Annotated in this window: 16 protein-coding genes; 4 read left to right on the top strand and 12 right to left on the bottom strand. The window is 62.5% G+C overall.

Annotated elements, in window-relative coordinates; genetic code table 11:
• Window positions 1-41 precede the first annotated feature (41 nt).
• From FAS41_RS08805 to rplM, 7 genes are all read right to left on the bottom strand, one after another.
• Complete coding sequence (locus FAS41_RS08805; protein ID WP_081517483.1) at window positions 42-446, bottom strand: ClpXP protease specificity-enhancing factor; 405 nt, start codon at window positions 444-446, stop codon at window positions 42-44.
• Window positions 447-457: 11 nt separating this feature from the next.
• Window positions 458-1,075: a glutathione S-transferase N-terminal domain-containing protein gene (locus tag FAS41_RS08800; RefSeq protein WP_138521299.1), complete on the bottom strand. Its 618-nt coding sequence runs from the start codon at window positions 1,073-1,075 to the stop codon at window positions 458-460.
• Window positions 1,076-1,168: 93 nt separating this feature from the next.
• Window positions 1,169-1,951, bottom strand: a complete 783-nt coding sequence (locus FAS41_RS08795; RefSeq protein WP_138521297.1) for a cytochrome c1 — start codon at window positions 1,949-1,951, stop codon at window positions 1,169-1,171.
• Window positions 1,951-3,162, bottom strand: coding sequence for a cytochrome b (locus tag FAS41_RS08790; RefSeq protein ID WP_138521295.1), 1,212 nt, complete (start codon window positions 3,160-3,162; stop codon window positions 1,951-1,953). The genes FAS41_RS08795 and FAS41_RS08790 overlap by 1 nt, the downstream gene beginning before the upstream one ends.
• Complete coding sequence (petA, locus tag FAS41_RS08785; protein WP_138521293.1) at window positions 3,162-3,752, bottom strand: ubiquinol-cytochrome c reductase iron-sulfur subunit; 591 nt, start codon at window positions 3,750-3,752, stop codon at window positions 3,162-3,164. The genes FAS41_RS08790 and petA overlap by 1 nt, the downstream gene beginning before the upstream one ends.
• Window positions 3,753-4,001: 249 nt before the next feature.
• Window positions 4,002-4,394, bottom strand: coding sequence for a 30S ribosomal protein S9 (gene rpsI, locus FAS41_RS08780; protein WP_015475858.1), 393 nt, complete (start codon window positions 4,392-4,394; stop codon window positions 4,002-4,004).
• 14 nt (window positions 4,395-4,408) lie between these two features.
• A complete protein-coding gene (rplM, locus tag FAS41_RS08775; protein ID WP_015475857.1) occupies window positions 4,409-4,837 on the bottom strand; it encodes a 50S ribosomal protein L13 in 429 nt (142 codons plus the stop codon).
• Window positions 4,838-5,083: 246 nt separating this feature from the next.
• Between rplM and FAS41_RS08770 the strand changes: the two genes are divergently transcribed.
• Entirely contained in the window at window positions 5,084-6,121 is a 1,038-nt protein-coding gene (locus FAS41_RS08770) for an NADP(H)-dependent aldo-keto reductase (protein ID WP_138521291.1), read from the top strand.
• Between the two features lie 53 nt (window positions 6,122-6,174).
• On the opposite strand, the gene FAS41_RS08765 is transcribed toward FAS41_RS08770, so the two are convergent.
• Window positions 6,175-7,320, bottom strand: coding sequence for an acyl-CoA dehydrogenase family protein (locus FAS41_RS08765; protein WP_171049466.1), 1,146 nt, complete (start codon window positions 7,318-7,320; stop codon window positions 6,175-6,177).
• A gap of 253 nt (window positions 7,321-7,573) precedes the next feature.
• Here FAS41_RS08765 and FAS41_RS08760 point away from each other — a divergent pair, with 253 nt between their 5' ends.
• Window positions 7,574-8,473: a GlxA family transcriptional regulator gene (locus FAS41_RS08760; protein ID WP_171049469.1), complete on the top strand. Its 900-nt coding sequence runs from the start codon at window positions 7,574-7,576 to the stop codon at window positions 8,471-8,473.
• A gap of 91 nt (window positions 8,474-8,564) precedes the next feature.
• Window positions 8,565-9,530: a hypothetical protein gene (locus FAS41_RS08755; RefSeq protein WP_138521285.1), complete on the top strand. Its 966-nt coding sequence runs from the start codon at window positions 8,565-8,567 to the stop codon at window positions 9,528-9,530.
• A 169-nt stretch (window positions 9,531-9,699) separates the two neighbouring features.
• Here FAS41_RS08755 and zapE read toward each other — a convergent pair whose 3' ends face one another.
• The 3 genes from zapE to FAS41_RS08740 form a co-directional block, all read right to left on the bottom strand.
• Window positions 9,700-10,794 (bottom strand): cell division protein ZapE, encoded by a 1,095-nt coding sequence (zapE, locus tag FAS41_RS08750; protein ID WP_138521284.1) that lies wholly within the window; start codon window positions 10,792-10,794, stop codon window positions 9,700-9,702.
• Window positions 10,795-10,888: 94 nt separating this feature from the next.
• Window positions 10,889-12,229: a tryptophan--tRNA ligase gene (locus FAS41_RS08745; protein ID WP_138521282.1), complete on the bottom strand. Its 1,341-nt coding sequence runs from the start codon at window positions 12,227-12,229 to the stop codon at window positions 10,889-10,891.
• A gap of 60 nt (window positions 12,230-12,289) precedes the next feature.
• Entirely contained in the window at window positions 12,290-12,916 is a 627-nt protein-coding gene (locus tag FAS41_RS08740) for an alpha/beta hydrolase (protein WP_138521280.1), read from the bottom strand.
• A gap of 139 nt (window positions 12,917-13,055) precedes the next feature.
• Here FAS41_RS08740 and FAS41_RS08735 point away from each other — a divergent pair, with 139 nt between their 5' ends.
• Window positions 13,056-13,496: a Z-ring associated ZapG family protein gene (locus tag FAS41_RS08735; RefSeq protein ID WP_138521278.1), complete on the top strand. Its 441-nt coding sequence runs from the start codon at window positions 13,056-13,058 to the stop codon at window positions 13,494-13,496.
• A gap of 61 nt (window positions 13,497-13,557) precedes the next feature.
• On the opposite strand, the gene FAS41_RS08730 is transcribed toward FAS41_RS08735, so the two are convergent.
• Window positions 13,558-16,014 carry a TonB-dependent siderophore receptor gene (locus FAS41_RS08730; RefSeq protein WP_138521276.1) on the bottom strand — a complete coding sequence of 819 codons (2,457 nt, stop codon included), beginning with the start codon at window positions 16,012-16,014 and terminating at the stop codon, window positions 13,558-13,560.
• Window positions 16,015-16,075: the final 61 nt, after the last annotated feature.

The following is a 16,075-nucleotide window of genomic DNA, read 5'->3' as shown; positions in this document are numbered from 1 at the left end:
TTGCAGGCATGAAAAAGGCGACCCTCGGGTCGCCTTTTTTATTACTTCACCACCTTGAGACTCGGCCGGCCACTGGGGCGCGGCGGCTCGTCGGAGGGACCGTCATCCGGTAGATCCTCATCATCGGTGGGCACCGGTGGCTCCAGGTCGAAGACCATGCCCTGGCCGTTCTCCCGTGCGTAGATCGCCATCACCGCCTGGGACGGGACATAGAGACTCTGGGCGACACCACCGAAGCGACCTTCGAAGCTGACCGCCTCGTTATCCATCTGCAGATGGCGCACCGCGGTCGGCGAGACGTTGAGTACGATCTGGCCGTCGCTGGCATACCCCGGCGGTACCCGCACGCCCGGATACTCGGAATTCACCAGGATATGCGGCGTGCAGCCGTTGTCGACGATCCACTCATAGAGGGCTCGCACGAGGTAGGGACGACTGGAGTTCATCATCAGGCTCCTTAGCGCATATCACGTTCGACAGAGGACAGGCTCGCACGGAAAGCTTCCCGCGCAAACTGCCGCTCCATGTAGTCCAGCAGAGGCTTCGCCGGCCGCGGAAGCTCAATCCCCAGGATCGACAGACGCCAGAGGATCGGCAACAGGCAGCAATCCACCAGGCTCAGCTCGTCACTGAGGAAGAACGCCTTGTCTGCGAACAGCGGCGACACTCCGGTCAGGCTCTCACGCAACTCCTTGCGCGCCAAGGCTCGTTCGGCATCCTTGCGGCGGGTATCGAGGATGCGGTCCACCAGGCTGCACCAGTCGCGCTGGATGCGGTGCATCAGCAGGCGGCTGTTGGCGCGGGCCACCGGGTAGACCGGGAGCAGCGGCGGGTGTGGATAACGCTCATCGAGGTACTCCATGACCACCGTCGACTCGTAGAGCGCGAGATCGCGATCCACCAGGGTCGGCAGGCTGCCATAGGGGTTCACTTCGGCGAGTTTGGCCGGGATGTTTCCGGCGGGTACGTCGATGATGTCGGCAACGACGCTCTTCTCGGCCAGCACCAGGCGCACGCGGTGACTGTAGTGGCAGGAAGGATCGGAGAAGCAGGTGAGCTTATTGATTGCGGCCATGCCGCGCGCCTCCTCGCAGGATCTTCTTGTGGGAGGTAGAAAAACGCACGCGCGCCCCGTAGGGCGCGCGCTTGTTACTACGACGGGTGGTGCTTAGTGCACGTCCTTCCAGTATTCGCGCTTGAGCAGGTAGGCGAATACGAAGAAGAAGGCCAGGAACAGCAGGACGTAGGTGCCGATGCGCTGGGAATCCAGCTTGTTCGGGTCAGCCGAATAAGCCAGGAAGGTCACCAGGTTCTTCACCTTCTCGTCAAACTGAGCTTCGGTCAGCTGGCCGGATTTCGGAACGATGGTCAGCTGGTCGCAGGCTTCGTGGGTCAGCGGGGTACCGGTCAAAGGATCGTACTGCTTCTTGCCATCCTCGACGACCTGAACCTGCTTGCAACCGACGACCTGGCGACCCTGCAGGCTCACCAGCACGTTCGGCATGCCAACGTTCGGGAAGACCTTGTTGTTCACGCCCCACGGGCGCTTGGGATCTTCGTAGAACGAACGCAGGTAGGTGTACAGCCAGTCAGCACCACGAACACGGGCCACCAGGGTCAGGTCCGGCGGCGCAGCACCGAACCATACCTTGGCGTCAGCCGGCTTCATGCCGATGTCCATGTGGTCGCCGATCTTCGCACCGGTGAACACCAGGTGGCTCATCATCAGCTCTTCCGGAATACCCAGATCACGACCGACACGCTCATAACGCTGGAACTTGGCGCTGTGACAGCCCATGCAGTAGTTGGCAAAGGTACGTGCGCCATCCTGCATGGCGGCCTTGTCGGTCAGGTCGATATCGACCTTGTCCAGAGCAGGGCCATGGCCTTCAGCAGCGAAACCGAAGACAGGCAGCAGAGCCAGAACAAATGCAGCGAATTGCTTTTTCATCAGCCAGTCACCCTTTCCGGAACCGGTTTGGTTTTCTCCATCCGGGTGTAGAACGGCATCAGGATGAAGAAGGCGAAATACAGAATGGTGCACAGGCGGGACAGCGTGGTACCCAGCGGAGACGGAGCTTGCGAACCGTAGTAGCCGAGGACAACGAAGGACACCGCGAAGATCACCAGCCAGATCTTGCTCAGCCAGCCCTTGTAGCGGATCGAGCGGACCGGGCTACGGTCCAGCCACGGCAGCACGAACAGCACGGCGATGGCGGCGCCCATGGCAATAACGCCCATCAGCTTGTCCGGAACGGCGCGCAGGATGGCGTAGAACGGCGTGAAGTACCAGACCGGGGCGATGTGATCCGGGGTCTTGAACTGGTTCGCCATCTCGAAGTTGGGCTTCTCGAGGAAGAATCCGCCCATTTCCGGGAAGAAGAAGATCACAGTGCAGAAGACGAACAGGAAGACCACGACACCGACGATGTCTTTCACGGTGTAGTACGGGTGGAACGGGATGCCGTCCAGCGGGATGCCGTTCTCGTCCTTCTTCTTCTTGATGTCCACGCCGTCGGGGTTGTTCGAACCGACTTCGTGCAGCGCCAGGATGTGCAGCACGACCAGGCCGAGCAGGACGATCGGCAGGGCGATCACGTGCAGGGCGAAGAAGCGGTTCAGGGTGATGCCGGAGATCAGGAAGTCACCACGAATCCACTGGGACAGGTCTTCACCGATCACCGGGATGGCGCCGAACAGCGAGATGATCACCTGGGCACCCCAGTAGGACATCTGACCCCAGGGCAGCAGGTAGCCCATGAAGGCCTCGGCCATCAGGGCGAGGTAGATCAGCATGCCGAAGATCCACACCAGCTCGCGCGGCTTCTGGTACGAACCGTACAGCAGGCCACGGAACATGTGCAGGTAGACGACCACGAAGAATGCCGACGCACCGGTGGAGTGCATGTAGCGGATAATCCAGCCGTAATCTACATCTCGCATGATGTACTCGACGGAAGCGAAGGCCTCTTCCGCCGACGGGGTGAAGCTCATGGTCAGCCAGATACCGGTGAGGATCTGGTTAACCAGGACCAGCAGTGCGAGCGAACCGAAGAAGTACCAGAAGTTGAAGTTCTTCGGGGCGTAGTACTTGCTCAGATGGTCTTCCCACATCTTGGTCGCGGGGAAGCGGGCATCGACCCAAGCCATGAACTTGTTCATCAGGCTTTCTCCTGGTCCACACCGATGGTCAACTCATCACCATCCAGCGTATAGGGCGGAATCGGCAGGTTCAGGGGCGCGGGTTGTCCCTTGTAAACGCGGCCGGCAAGATCGTAATGGGAGCCGTGGCACGGGCAGAAGTAACCACCCTTCCAGTCCGGACCGAGATCCGCGGGAGCGACTTCCGGGCGGAAGGTCGGCGAGCAGCCCAGGTGGGTGCAGATACCGACGATCACAGCCAGCTCGGGCTTGATCGAACGCAGCTTGGGATCGACGTACGCCGGCTGCTCCGAAGCCTTCGACTCGGGGTCGGCCAGTTGCCCATCGAGAGTCGGCAGCGCATCCAGCATTTCCTTGGTGCGATGCACCAGGAATACCGGCTTGCCGCGCCACTCGGCCACGACTTGCTGGCCCGGCTCGATCTTCCCTACGTTGACCTTCACCGGCGCGCCAGCGGCCTTCGCCTTGGCACTGGGGAACCATGACCCCACGAACGGGACCGCAGCTCCGACCGCTCCTGCCGCACCTACCACCGAGGTGGCCGCGACAAGGAAGCGACGCCGGCCTGCATTCACGCCGTCATTACTCATTCAGTCGTCTCCCATCAGCTTCAAGCCTGTTCAAATCAGGCTTTTAAGTAAAAATTCGAGCCGCGCAAAAAATTCGCCAAATGGTAAAGAAAAGCCCTTGTGATGACAAGGTAATAGCCTGTTACGGAAAGCCTGGAACCCTTATAGGACGCGGCCTGCATGGATGCGACACCTTGCCGCACGAGTTTATTGAAGACATAAAAAAACGCCCAGTCCAAAGGATCTGGGCGTTTTTTTCGAAGCGTCGTATTAACGCTTGGAGTACTGCGGACGCTTACGCGCTTTACGCAGACCGACTTTCTTACGTTCAACTTCGCGGGCATCGCGAGTGACGTAGCCGGCTTTACGCAGGGAGCTGCGCAGGGTTTCGTCGTACTCGATCAGAGCGCGGGTGATACCGTGACGGATCGCACCAGCTTGACCGCTTACGCCACCGCCAACGACGGTTACGTAGATATCGAACTTCTCGGTGTTCTCGGTCAGCTCGAGCGGCTGACGGACAACCATGCGAGCGGTCTCACGACCGAAGAACTGCTCGATGGAGCGGTTGTTGATGGAGATCTTGCCAGTACCCGGACGCAGGAAGACGCGAGCGGTAGCGGTCTTACGACGGCCAGTGCCGTAATTTTGAGTCGCCGACATAATGAGCTATCCCGTTAAATCTTCAGTTCTTGAGGCTGCTGAGCGGTGTGCGGGTGGTTGGCACCCTTGTACACTTTCAGCTTGCGGTACATGTCGCGGCCCAGCGGGTTCTTCGGCAGCATACCTTTGACGGCAGTCTCGATAACACGCTCAGGAGCCTTGGCGATCAGCTTCTCGAAGTTGATCGACTTGATACCGCCCGGGAAGCCCGAGTGATGGTAGTACATCTTGTCGGTAGCTTTGGCGCCAGTGACACGAACCTGCTCGGCGTTGATGACGACGATGTAGTCGCCGGTGTCAACGTGCGGGGTGTATTCCGGCTTGTGCTTGCCGCGCAGGCGGGTAGCAATCTCGGTAGCCAGACGACCCAGGGTCAGGCCAGCAGCGTCGACGACGAACCAGTCGCGCTTAACAGTTTCTGGTTTCGCGGTATAAGTTTTCATTCGTTATAGCCTCAGGGGCCGCCTGAAAATAAGACGGCGAATCTTACTGGACAGTGGTTGCCTTGACAAGTCAAGGACAGCCGAAGACAGACACGAATTGGGGCTCGGGTCGGTGTGCGTCCGTAACGACTAGATGTATCAATCGGCAGGCTTTGGCATCCCCCACCGATGAAAGGCTGCGGAATTATGCAGATTCCGGCAGAATTTTCAACTGTATGACGCACTTGTTTTCATGAGGAGACCCGCATGGAGTACCGCCCGCTTGGCCGCACCGAACTGAAAGTCAGCGCCCTCTGCCTGGGGACCATGACCTGGGGCGAGCAGAACACACAAGGTGAGGCCTTCGCCCAGATTGAACGGGCCAAGGCCGCCGGTCTGAATTTCATCGATACCGCCGAGATGTACCCGGTGCCGCCACGCGCGGAAACCTACACCCGCACCGAGCAGATCATCGGCAACTGGTTCGCCCAGCGCGGCGATCGCGCCGACTGGGTACTCGCCAGCAAGATCGCCGGCCCCGGCAACTCCATCAGCCACATCCGTGACGGCCAGCCGAAGCTCGACCGCAAGAACATCGTCGCGGCGCTGGACGGCAGCCTCAAGCGCCTGCAGACCGACTGGATCGACCTCTACCAATTGCACTGGCCCGAGCGCAGCACCAACTTCTTCGGCCAACTGGGCTACCAGCACAAGGAAGAAAGCTTCACGGCACTGGAAGACACCCTGGAGGCGCTCGACGAGCAGGTCCGCGCCGGCAAGATCCGCCACGTCGGCCTGTCCAACGAGACCCCCTGGGGCACCATGCGCTTCCTGCAGATCGCCCAGGAGCGCGGCTGGCCGCGCGCCGTGTCGATCCAGAACCCCTACAACCTGTTGAACCGCAGCTTCGAGGTGGGCCTGGCGGAAATCGCCATCCGCGAGCAGATCGGCCTGCTGGCCTACTCGCCCCTGGCCTTTGGCATGCTCTCGGGCAAGTACTTCGGCGGCGCCCGCCCGGCCAATGCACGGATCACTCTGTTCAGCCGCTTCACCCGCTACACCAACCCGCAGACCGCCCGCGCCTGCGACCGCTACGTGACCCTGGCCCGCGAGCACGGACTGGACCCGGCGCAGATGGCCCTGGCCTTCGTCACCAGCCGGCCGTTCGTGACCAGCAACATCATCGGCGCGACCAACCTCGAGCAACTGGAAGCCAACCTAGGCAGCTTCGAACTGAAGCTCTCCGACGAAGTGCTGGCCGGCATCGAGGCGATCCACAAGGACCAGCCGAACCCGGCTCCCTGATCGCCCCGCAAACGAAAAAGCCCGGCAATGCCGGGCTTTTTTATCCGTGTCGGTCACAGCGCGCGGGCGATGATTTCCTTCATGATCTCGTTGGTGCCGGCGTAGATGCGCTGCACGCGCGCATCGGCCCAGGCGCGGGCAATCGGGTACTCCCACATGAAGCCGTAGCCACCATGCAGTTGCACGCACTCGTCGAGCACCTTGCATTGCAGGTCCGTGGTCCAGTACTTGGCCATCGCTGCCGTGGGTACGTCCAGCTTGCCCTCCAGGTGCTGCTCGAGACAGCGATCGACGAAAACGCGGCCAACCTGGATCTCAGTGGCCATTTCCGCGAGCTTGAAGCGCGTGTTCTGGAAGTCCGCGACGGATTTTCCGAAGGCCTTGCGGTCGCGGGTGTAGTCCAGCGTCCACTTCAACGCCGCTTCGGCCGAGGCCAGTGCGCCGAGGGCGACGGTCAGCCGTTCCTGGGGTAGTTCCTGCATCAGGTAGATGAACCCCTGCCCGTCCTTGCCCAGCAGGTTTTCCTTGGGGATGCGCACGTCCTGGAAGAACAGCTCGGAGGTGTCCTGGGCCTTCATGCCAACCTTTTCCAGGCGCTTGCCCTTGCTGAAGCCCGGCGTACCGGCCTCCACCAGGAACAGGCTGGTGCCCTTGGCGCCAGCCTTGGGGTCGGTCTTGGCGACCACGATCACCAGGTCAGCCAGCCAGCCGTTGGTGATGAAGGTCTTCGAGCCATTGATCACGTATTCGTCGCCGTCCAGCACGGCGGTGGTTTTCACACCTTGCAGGTCGGAGCCCGCACCCGGCTCGGTCATGGCAATGGCTGACACCATCTCGCCGGAAATCAGCTTGGGCAGGTAGCGCTGCTTCAGCTCTTCGCTGCCGTAGTGAAGGATATAGGGTGCGACGATGTCCGAATGCAGCGAGAAACCGATGCCGGTCAGGCCCAGGCGACCGATCTCCTCGATCACCACGGAGCTGTAGAGGAAGTCCGCCGCCATGCCGCCGTAGGCCTCGGGCAGATGCGAGCAGAGCATTCCGGCCTCCCCCGCCTTGTTCCACAGCTGGCGGTCGACGTGACCGTCCTTTTCCCACTGGGCGTGGAAGGGAACTGCCTCCTGTTCGAGAAACTTGCGGACGCTGTCGCGGAACAGCTCGTGGTCGGAACTGAACAGGGTTCTTGGAATCATGTGGTGCACCTGCGGATCGGTTGTAGGAATTATTTGAAGGCCGACTGTAGGCCAAGCACGAACCGCTCTGCACTGGACACTTTCGCCAAAAAATAAGACGATCCAGCCGCATCATGACCGCTTTAGCGTCATGCAAAGACATCCATAAGAAGTACAAGAACCGATGCCCAACCCAGCTTCCCGCGTGCTGCGCCGCGTCAGCATCCTTGCTACCCACGGCGTGTTCGGCTCCACCCTGATGCAGGCCAAGGATTTCTTCCACATGGCCGCCCTGCGCCATGGCCGCCAACAGGGCCTCGGTCTGAAGCCCAGTTTCGAAACCCGCATCGTCAGCCCCGACGGCCAGCCGGTGATGAGTTTCAGCGGCGACCTCCTGCCCGTACACGGCGCCCTGGACGAACCGGAACTGGTCATCCTCCCCGCTTTCTGGGGCGACTTCGACGAACTGCTGACCCTCTATCCACAGGTAATGCCCTGGCTGCGTGAGCGCCATGCGGCCGGCTGCGTACTGTGTGGCGAGGTCTCCGGGGTGTTCTGGCTAGCCGAGGCGGGATTACTCGACGGCAAGGAGGCGACCACCTACTGGCGATTCTTCCGCGAATTCGCCGAGCGCTACCCCAAGGTACTGCTTAATCAGGAGAAACACATCGCGGATGCCGACAACATCTACACCGCTGGCGGCCTTACCTCGGCCTGCGACCTGTATATCTACCTGATCGAACATTTCTGCGGCGCTACAGTGGCCCAAGGCGTGGCCCGCGACATTCTCTACGAGGTGCAGCGCAGCTACGTGCCCGGCCGACTCGGATTCGGTGGACAGAAACTGCACCACGACCCGGCAATCCTGCAGATCCAGCACTGGCTCGAAGAGCACTTCTGCGACAAGTTCCGCTTCGAGGACGTCGCCCGCGAGCACGGCATGAGCATTCGCAACTTCATGCGGCGCTTCCAGGCGGCTACCGGTGACAAGCCGCTGCACTACCTGCAACGCCTGCGCATCGAGACCGCGCGCAACCTGCTGTCTACCAGCCGCAAGAGCATCAAGACAATCAGCTACGAAGTCGGCTACGACGACGCCAGCTTCTTCGCCCGCCTGTTCAGGCAGCACACAGGACTGTCGCCAAATCACTACCGACGCCAGTACGAACAGAAGGAAGCCTGAAACAGGCCATCCCTAGGATGGGTTCACGGACTCGGGTGCCGCCCTATGATTCGGGCAGCTTTCGACAACAAGAACCCAACGGGATATCGCCATGCGCCGCTTTCTGCTTGCCCTGCTGGCCGTCTTCAGCCTGAACGCTGTGGCGGACGACACCTGGAAACCCTTCCCCTACGACCAGAGCGCCTTCGACTACAGCGGCGACAAGCTGCGTGAGGCCTGGCCTCGCCTGACGCGCGGTTTCGGCGCCAACTACCCCTTCCCGGATGCGGACTGGGTAGTGACCATGGCCACGAAACATCCCGAAGCCCTAGAGAAGACCGTGGCCGCCGGCACGGGCTTCAGCGGTAAGCCGGAAGAAGCGCAGGTCTATGCCGAGAAGCTGCAGGATGTGTGGCGCAAGGTATTCCGCGGCGACTTCGCCCAAGCCAAGAAGGATGGCCTGGCGCTGGGCGTCGGCGGCCAGGTGCCGGGTATGTTCGCGCAAGTTCTGTACGCGATGTTCCTCGCGCCGAACCAGGACGAGAAGCAGCGCCTGCTGGAGGAAGTCATCAGCTACACCGACGAGGCCGGCCCGCTGCTCAACGCCGACCCCATCGCCCAGTTCGGCCGCGCCTACGCCAAAGCACGCCTGGCCGAGGACCTGCCAGTGCCGGTGGTACTCAAGCGTGGCTATACCAGCGAGATTCCCAAGGAGCTGGACGCCCTGCTGGCCAAGCAGCCGAACCAACCATTCGCCCTGGCGCTCTACGGCGGCTATGAGGCCGGTGTGATCCGCAAGGTCGGCAAGCTGGTGGGCAAGATGACCTACGGAGTGAGCGCGGACAAGATGGAGCAGTACTTCGCCCGCTCCTTCCGTGCCGCCGACGATCTGCCCATCGGCCATTACGAATATGCGAACGCCCTGGCGTACGTCTACGGCGAAGATGAGGAGCAGAAAGCGCTGGAGCAACTGAAGAAGGCAGTGGCGATCAAGCCGATCAACGCCATGGAAGCGCTGGAAGTTGCCCACGCCCAGCAACTGCTGAAGAAAGCGCAGCAGGAGATGGCGCTGCGCTGAGCGCAATGCCCAGTCCGCAGGATGGCGTGGAGCGAAGCGATACCCATCAATCTCGGCACCCGCAGCATGGGTATCGCTCCGCTCCACCCATCCTACAACTACAGATCCCCGCCAATCCTCGCAAACGAAAAAGGCTGCCCTCGGGCAGCCTTTTTCATTCACCGGACCATCAGGGACGGTGCGGGCGGCTCAGGTATTCGTGGGACTGCATTTCCAGCAGGCGACTCAGGGTGCGCTGGAATTCGAACTCCAGGCGGCCACCGGTGTACAGGTCCTTGAGCTCGACCTCGGCGGAGAGGATCAGCTTGACGTTGCGGTCGTAGAACTCGTCCACCAGGTTGATGAAGCGGCGGGCCATGTCGTCCTTGGCCACGCCCATCTGCTCGACGTTGGAGATCAGGATGGCATGGAAGATCTTCGCCAGTTCGATGTAGTCGTTCTGGCTGCGCGGACCGTCGCACAGCTCGCGGAATTCGAACCAGGCCACGTCATCGCAGGTGATACGCGCGCGGATCTCACGGTTCTCGATCATCAGCGCGTCATCGCGGGTGGCCGCGGCACAGTCCGGGGTCAGCGCCTTGAAGTCGCGGCTCATGGCCTGCTCGGCCTGCTCGGACAGCGGCCAGTGGTACAGCTCGGCCTGCTCCAGGGCGCGCAGACGATAGTCTACACCGCTGTCGACGTTGACCACTTCGGTGTGCTGCTTGACCAGGGCGATGGCCGGCAGGAAGCGGGCGCGCTGCAGGCCGTCCTTGTACAGGCCGTCCGGCACGATGTTGGAGGTTGCCACCAGGCTGACGCCGTTCTTGAACAGCTCTTCCAGCAGGGTCGCCAGGATCATCGCATCGGTGATGTCGGAGACGAAGAACTCGTCGAAGCAGATCACCCTGGCCTCGTCGGCGAAACGCTTGCCGATGATGGTCAGCGGGTTCTTCTCGCCCTTGAGGGTCTTCATTTCCTCGTGGACGCGCTTCATGAAGCGGTGGAAGTGCGTACGCATCTTCTGCTTGAAGGGCAGCGCCTCGAAGAAGGTATCCACCAGGTAGGTCTTGCCACGGCCGACACCGCCCCAGAAGTACAGGCCCTTCACCGGCTCCTGGGACTTCTTGCCCAGCAGCTTGCCGAACAGGCCGGTCTTGCCTTTATCGGCCGCGACCAGGTCGTCGTAGAGGCGTTGCAGGTGCTTCACGGCGTTCGCTTGCGCGGCGTCGTGGAAGAAATCGGGGCGTTTGAGGTCTTCCTGGTAGCGCTGAAGAGGCGTCATGATCGGTAGCAAGGCAACGAAAACGGGGGCGCACACTTTAGCGGCGCCCCCGTTGCTTGGCAATTGGCCGGTAGTCGGACCGGCCTGCTGCGCCTCACTCCTGTGGAGCGAGAGCCTCGCGCAGACGGTGCATGGCGGCGTCACGCTCCGCGTCGGTGGAGAACTCCGGGCTGTACGCCACGGCTTCGCCATCCAGACGCACGCTGAAAGCGTTCAGCTCGGCGTGCAGGTCCAGTGCTTCGGACTGCAGGCGCTTGGTCACCTGGCCGGCGGCCTTGCCATCGGCGAAGGCGATGGAGAGCAGCAGTTGCTCCCCCGCGGCATCGAGCAGACGAAAACGGAAGCCATCGTCCTCGCGGAAGCTGACGAAACGCGCAGCCTTGGCGGCTTTCTTCTTGCCCTCGGAGGCCACCTGCACCTGCTCGCGGAACGAACGCAGGCCCACGGCCTCGCGCAGCTCGCCGAGGAACGGGGTGGCGATGCGGCGTGCCTTGGCGGCACCGGCCAGGAGGATGTCCTCCAGGTCGGCCGGGCGGGTGATCAACGCGTGGTAGCGCTCACGGGCCTCGCCCAGTTCGTTGTCGAGCAGCTCGAACAGGCGCTGCTTGGCTTCGCCCCAGGCCAGACCGCCGAGCAGTTCGGCGCGGAACGCAGCCTGTTGCTCGTGGGTGGAGAAGGCCTGATAGAGGGTGAACAGGTGCGAGTTGTCCGGGTCTTTCGGTTCACCCGGCGCCCGGGAGTCGGTGACGATGCGCGCGACGGCGTCCTTGAGCTGCTTGGCAGTGCCGAACAGCGGGATGGTGTTGTCGTAGCTCTTGGACATCTTGCGACCGTCCAGGCCCGGCAGGGTCGCCACGTCTTCCTCGATCACCACTTCGGGCAGGGTGAACAGCTCCTTGCCGTTGCCGAACAGGTGGTTGAAGCGCTGGCCAATGTCGCGGGCCATTTCCACGTGCTGGATCTGGTCGCGACCCACCGGCACCTTGTGGGCGTTGAACATCAGGATGTCCGCGGCCATCAGCACCGGGTAGCTGTACAGGCCCATGGTGACGCCGGCGTCCGGGTCTTCGCCGGCCTCGACGTTCTTGTCCACCGAAGCCTTGTAGGCGTGGGCGCGGTTGAGCAGGCCCTTGGCGCTGACGCAGGTGAGCAGCCAGGTCAGTTCGGGAATTTCGGGAATATCGGACTGGCGATAGAAGGTCGCCTTGTCCGCATCCAGGCCGCAGGCCAGCCACGTGGCGGCGATTTCCAGGCGCGAACGCTGGATGCGCGTCGGGTCATCGCACTTGATCAGTGCGTGGTAGTCGGCCAGGAAGTAGAAGGAATCTGCCTGCGGATCGCGGCTGGCGACGATGGCCGGGCGGATGGCGCCGGCGTAGTTGCCCAGGTGCGGAGTACCGGTGGTGGTGATGCCGGTCAGGATACGGGTCGTCATGGGAATCCAGGAATCAACACAAATGAAATGGCGGGCCGGATGGTAACGCGGCTGGCCGACCTAGGCGAGCCGGGCCTGTATCAGGTCCTTGAGCTCGATCAGCTTGCCGTGGAAGAAATGGCTGCACTCGGGGATGCGGATCAGTTCGTGGGGCTTGCTCAGCCCGGCGCTCCAGGCATACACGCGCTCGGGCGTGACCACTTCGTCGGCCTCCGGCTGGATCACCGTCAGCGGGCAGCTCTCGGGCAGGTCGACATCGAAGCGCTCCACCGGGGGCGCCAGCATGAACAGTTGCGCGAGCTCGGCGCCCTCCTCTTCCAGACGCTCGGCGGCGTTGCCGGCCACGCAGGAGCCGAAGGAAAAACCCATCAGCGTCAGCGGCAGGTCCGGATGCTGCTCGGCGAGCCAGCGTGCGGCAGCCAGAGCATCATCGACCTCGCCGCGGCCTTCGGCATAACTGCCGGCGCTCTGACCCACGCCACGAAAATTGAAACGCAGAGTGGCGTATCCTGCATCCCTTGCAGCGCGCTGCAGGGTGGCGACCACCTTGTTCTGCATGGTGCCGGCGAACAGCGGATGCGGATGGCAGATCAGCGCGACGCCCGTGGCGTCGGGCGTGGCGAGGTGCAGGGCTTCCAGCTGGCCCTCGGGGCCGTCGAGGAACAGGGGGATTTCGCGGGTGGTCAAACAACAGCTCCGTGACCCCGTGGCGGGTCGTCTCGTCTAGCTCAATACCTGCGCAGGCGGCGAAGCATTCGCCACGGTATACAAGCACAGGTGCAAGCCGCTAACGTAAAGCAAAGCCGTCTATAGAGGAAGGATTCGCGTGGAACAGTCCCTCACCACCTGGTTGCTGCCGCTACTCGCCCTGATCGTCGGGGTCGGCATCGGCTTTCTGATCGCCCGCCTGCTGCCCAACGCCGCGCCCAACAAGCTGCAGCGTCAGGTGGACGACATGCAGGATCGTTTCGATAGCTACCAGCGCGAAGTGGTGACCCACTTCAGCACCTCCGCCAGCCTGATGAAGAAGCTCACCCAGAGCTATCAGGATGTGCAGGAGCATCTGTCCGAGGGCGCCGAGCGCCTGGCCCTGGACGAACAGACCAAGCAGCGCCTGCTGGCCGCCCTGCATGCCGACGAATACCCCGAGCGCCGCGAGCGCCTGACCCCGCCGGCGAACAACGAAGCGCCGCGCGACTACGCGCCCAAGAGCGGCGACGGCCCGGGCACTCTGGACGAGACGTACGGGCTGAAGAGCAAGTACTGAGATCTCCGCACCAACGAAATAGCCCCGCCGATGCGGGGCTTTTTCATTCATGCGGCCAGAATTACCAGCGGAACGTCACGCTGCCCAGTAGCGTGCGCTCCTCGCCCCAGTAACAACGCCCGGCATTGTTGCAGCCGGCGACATATTCCTTGTCCAGCAGGTTCTTCGCGTTCACTTCGGCAGACCAGTGCTCGTCGAGCTGGTAGCCAAGCAGGGCGTCCACCAGGGTCACGTCGCCGGTATCCAGCTTGCCGTACAGCGATGCCGGGGTGTAGGCGAAGGTGCTGTCGAAGTGCCGTACACCGCCGCCCACGCGCAGCCCCTTGAGGTAGCCGTCGAGGAAGCGGTAGGTACCCCAGGCCGACGCCTGGTTGCGCGGCACGCCGGTCATCTGGTGGTCTTCGAGCAGCGAGCCCGGAGCATCCTGGGTGATCCGCGAGTCGGTGTAGGTGTAGGACGCCGTGACACTGAGGTTCTCGGTCAAGTCGCTGTTGACCTCCAGCTCCACACCCTTGGCGCGGCTCTCGCCGACTTGCCGGTAGTCACCCACCACGCTGTCGTAGATCACGTCGTCGGTCTTGCGCAGATCATAGACGGACGCGGTGACCGAGGTATTCCAGCCCTTGGGCTCGTACTTCACGCCGGCTTCGTACTGCTCGCTCTTGGTGGGGTTGAGCGTGCCGGACTTGCTGGAAGTCTGCTGGGTCGGGGCGAAGGCAGTGGAGTAGCTGACATACGGCGACAGGCCATTGTCGAACTGGTACATCAGGCCGGCCTGCCAGGTGAAGTCATGGTCCCAGTAATCGAGGTCGGCCAGGCCGTTGGTGGTGCCGGCGCGGTTGCGGTACTGGCTGTTGACCTCGTCGAGGCGCCCGCCGAGCAGGGCGATCCAGTTGTCGTAGCGCGTCTGCAGCTGGCCGTAGAGGCCGTACATCTTCTGCTCCAGCAGCGCATCCTGTACGCGGATCGGCGTGGTCGGCTTGATCGTCCACACCGGGTCGAACACATTCACCGAACCACCGGCGCCAGCGTCCCAGTCCTGATTGAACGAGGTGCGGTCGAAGCTCGCGCCCAGCAACACGGTGTTGGCCAGCTCGCCGGACTGGAAGTGCCCCTCGAACTGGTTGTCCAGCGAGTAGGTCATCGACTTGTTGTAGCGATCGTACGCCGTATTGCTGACATTGGTACCGAAGCCGCCATTGTTCAGGCTGCCCGGCCACATCTCGCGGCGGTCGATGCGCGATTGCATGTAGCGCGAGTTCTGGCGGAACTGCCAGGTATCGTTGAGCTGATGGCTGAACTCGTAGCCCAGGGTCCAGACCTCGCGCTCGAACTTGTCCCAGTCCGGGTTGCCCGACAGCGTGTCCTTGTCGATCTTGCCGTTGGGGTTGTGCAGCAGTGTGCCAGCCGCCGGGTAGCCCAGCTCCATCAGCGTACGGTCGCGCTGGTAGGTGGACAGCAGCGTCAGCGATGTGGCGTCGTCGAAGTTGAAGGTCATCGACGGAGCGATATAGAGGCGATCGTCCGGCTGATGATCGACCTGGGTGCCGGAGTCGCGGCCCAGCATCACCACGCGGCCGAGGATGTTGCCTTCGTCGGTCAGCGGGCCGGAAACATCGACGCCCAGCTGCTTGCGATCATGGGAACCATAAGTGAGCTGGACCTCACCGCGAGGATCGACGGTCGGCCGCTTGCTCACCAGGTTGACGATGCCTCCGGGCGCATTCTCGCCGTAGAGGATCGAGGTGGGGCCGCGGAACACTTCGACGCGCTCCAGGCCATAGGGCTCGCTGGTGGTGTCGTAACGGTTGCCCTGCACGCGCAGTCCGTCACGCAGCAGGCCGTAGCCCCAGTCGGTGGCGTTGAAGCCGCGAATGAAGAACAGGTCGCCGGCCAGACCATCGCCAGCGGCAAACGGCGGGGCGAAAATGCCCGGTACGTAGCCCAGCACATCGGTCAGGGTCTGCGATTGCTGGTCCTCCATGCGCTGGCGAGTCACCACCGAGATCGAGCGGGGCGTCTCCGCCAGGGAAGTGCTGGTTTTGCCCGCAGTGGAGCTGACCTTGGCGTTGTAGCCGCTGTCGTCCAGTTGCTCCGCACCCACACCGCTACCGATGATCGAGGTCGAATCCATCTGCAGCACGGTACCGTTCGGGTCCGGTTGCAACACGTAGCCGCCGGACTCCTGCGGCACCGCCTGCAGACCCGTGCCATCGAGCAGCAGCGCCAGGGCCCGCTCGACGCTGTAGCGACCATCAAGGCCCTTGCTGGACTTTCCGGCAGTCAGGTCGTTGTGGCCGACCAGATAGATCCCGGCCAGGCTGCTGAACTGGTTGAGTGAGGCCGCCAGAGCGCCCGGTGCGATGTGGTATTCGCGCAGAGCGGCCTGTTCCGCACCAGAAGCTGCCTGGGCGGGCGAGCTCAGGGGCAGCGCAGCGACGCTGCAGAGCGACAACGAGATGGCCAGCGCCAGCGGCCGCCGGGCGAAGCGGCGCGAGGAGTAGGTGGGCGAGTACATGGAATTCCCTGGTTCGGTGCAGTGGGTAAAAGTGCGTTTCTGTGGAATGACCGAACGGGAA

The sequence above is a fragment of the Pseudomonas nicosulfuronedens genome (genome assembly GCF_005877905.1).
GTDB lineage: Bacteria > Pseudomonadota > Gammaproteobacteria > Pseudomonadales > Pseudomonadaceae > Pseudomonas > Pseudomonas nicosulfuronedens.
Note: the sequence above shows the minus strand (reverse complement) of the source record. Positions and strands in the feature narration are given on the sequence as shown.

Coding starts and splice junctions, on each gene's coding strand:
- FAS41_RS08805 (WP_081517483.1), bottom strand. CDS start 446: ATGAACTCCAGTCGTCCCTACCTCGTGCGAGCCCTCTATGAGTGGATC.
- FAS41_RS08800 (WP_138521299.1), bottom strand. CDS start 1,075: ATGGCCGCAATCAATAAGCTCACCTGCTTCTCCGATCCTTCCTGCCAC.
- FAS41_RS08795 (WP_138521297.1), bottom strand. CDS start 1,951: ATGAAAAAGCAATTCGCTGCATTTGTTCTGGCTCTGCTGCCTGTCTTC.
- FAS41_RS08790 (WP_138521295.1), bottom strand. CDS start 3,162: ATGAACAAGTTCATGGCTTGGGTCGATGCCCGCTTCCCCGCGACCAAG.
- petA (WP_138521293.1), bottom strand. CDS start 3,752: ATGAGTAATGACGGCGTGAATGCAGGCCGGCGTCGCTTCCTTGTCGCG.
- rpsI (WP_015475858.1), bottom strand. CDS start 4,394: ATGTCGGCGACTCAAAATTACGGCACTGGCCGTCGTAAGACCGCTACC.
- rplM (WP_015475857.1), bottom strand. CDS start 4,837: ATGAAAACTTATACCGCGAAACCAGAAACTGTTAAGCGCGACTGGTTC.
- FAS41_RS08770 (WP_138521291.1), top strand. CDS start 5,084: ATGGAGTACCGCCCGCTTGGCCGCACCGAACTGAAAGTCAGCGCCCTC.
- FAS41_RS08760 (WP_171049469.1), top strand. CDS start 7,574: ATGGCCGCCCTGCGCCATGGCCGCCAACAGGGCCTCGGTCTGAAGCCC.
- FAS41_RS08755 (WP_138521285.1), top strand. CDS start 8,565: ATGCGCCGCTTTCTGCTTGCCCTGCTGGCCGTCTTCAGCCTGAACGCT.
- zapE (WP_138521284.1), bottom strand. CDS start 10,794: ATGACGCCTCTTCAGCGCTACCAGGAAGACCTCAAACGCCCCGATTTC.
- FAS41_RS08745 (WP_138521282.1), bottom strand. CDS start 12,229: ATGACGACCCGTATCCTGACCGGCATCACCACCACCGGTACTCCGCAC.
- FAS41_RS08730 (WP_138521276.1), bottom strand. CDS start 16,014: ATGTACTCGCCCACCTACTCCTCGCGCCGCTTCGCCCGGCGGCCGCTG.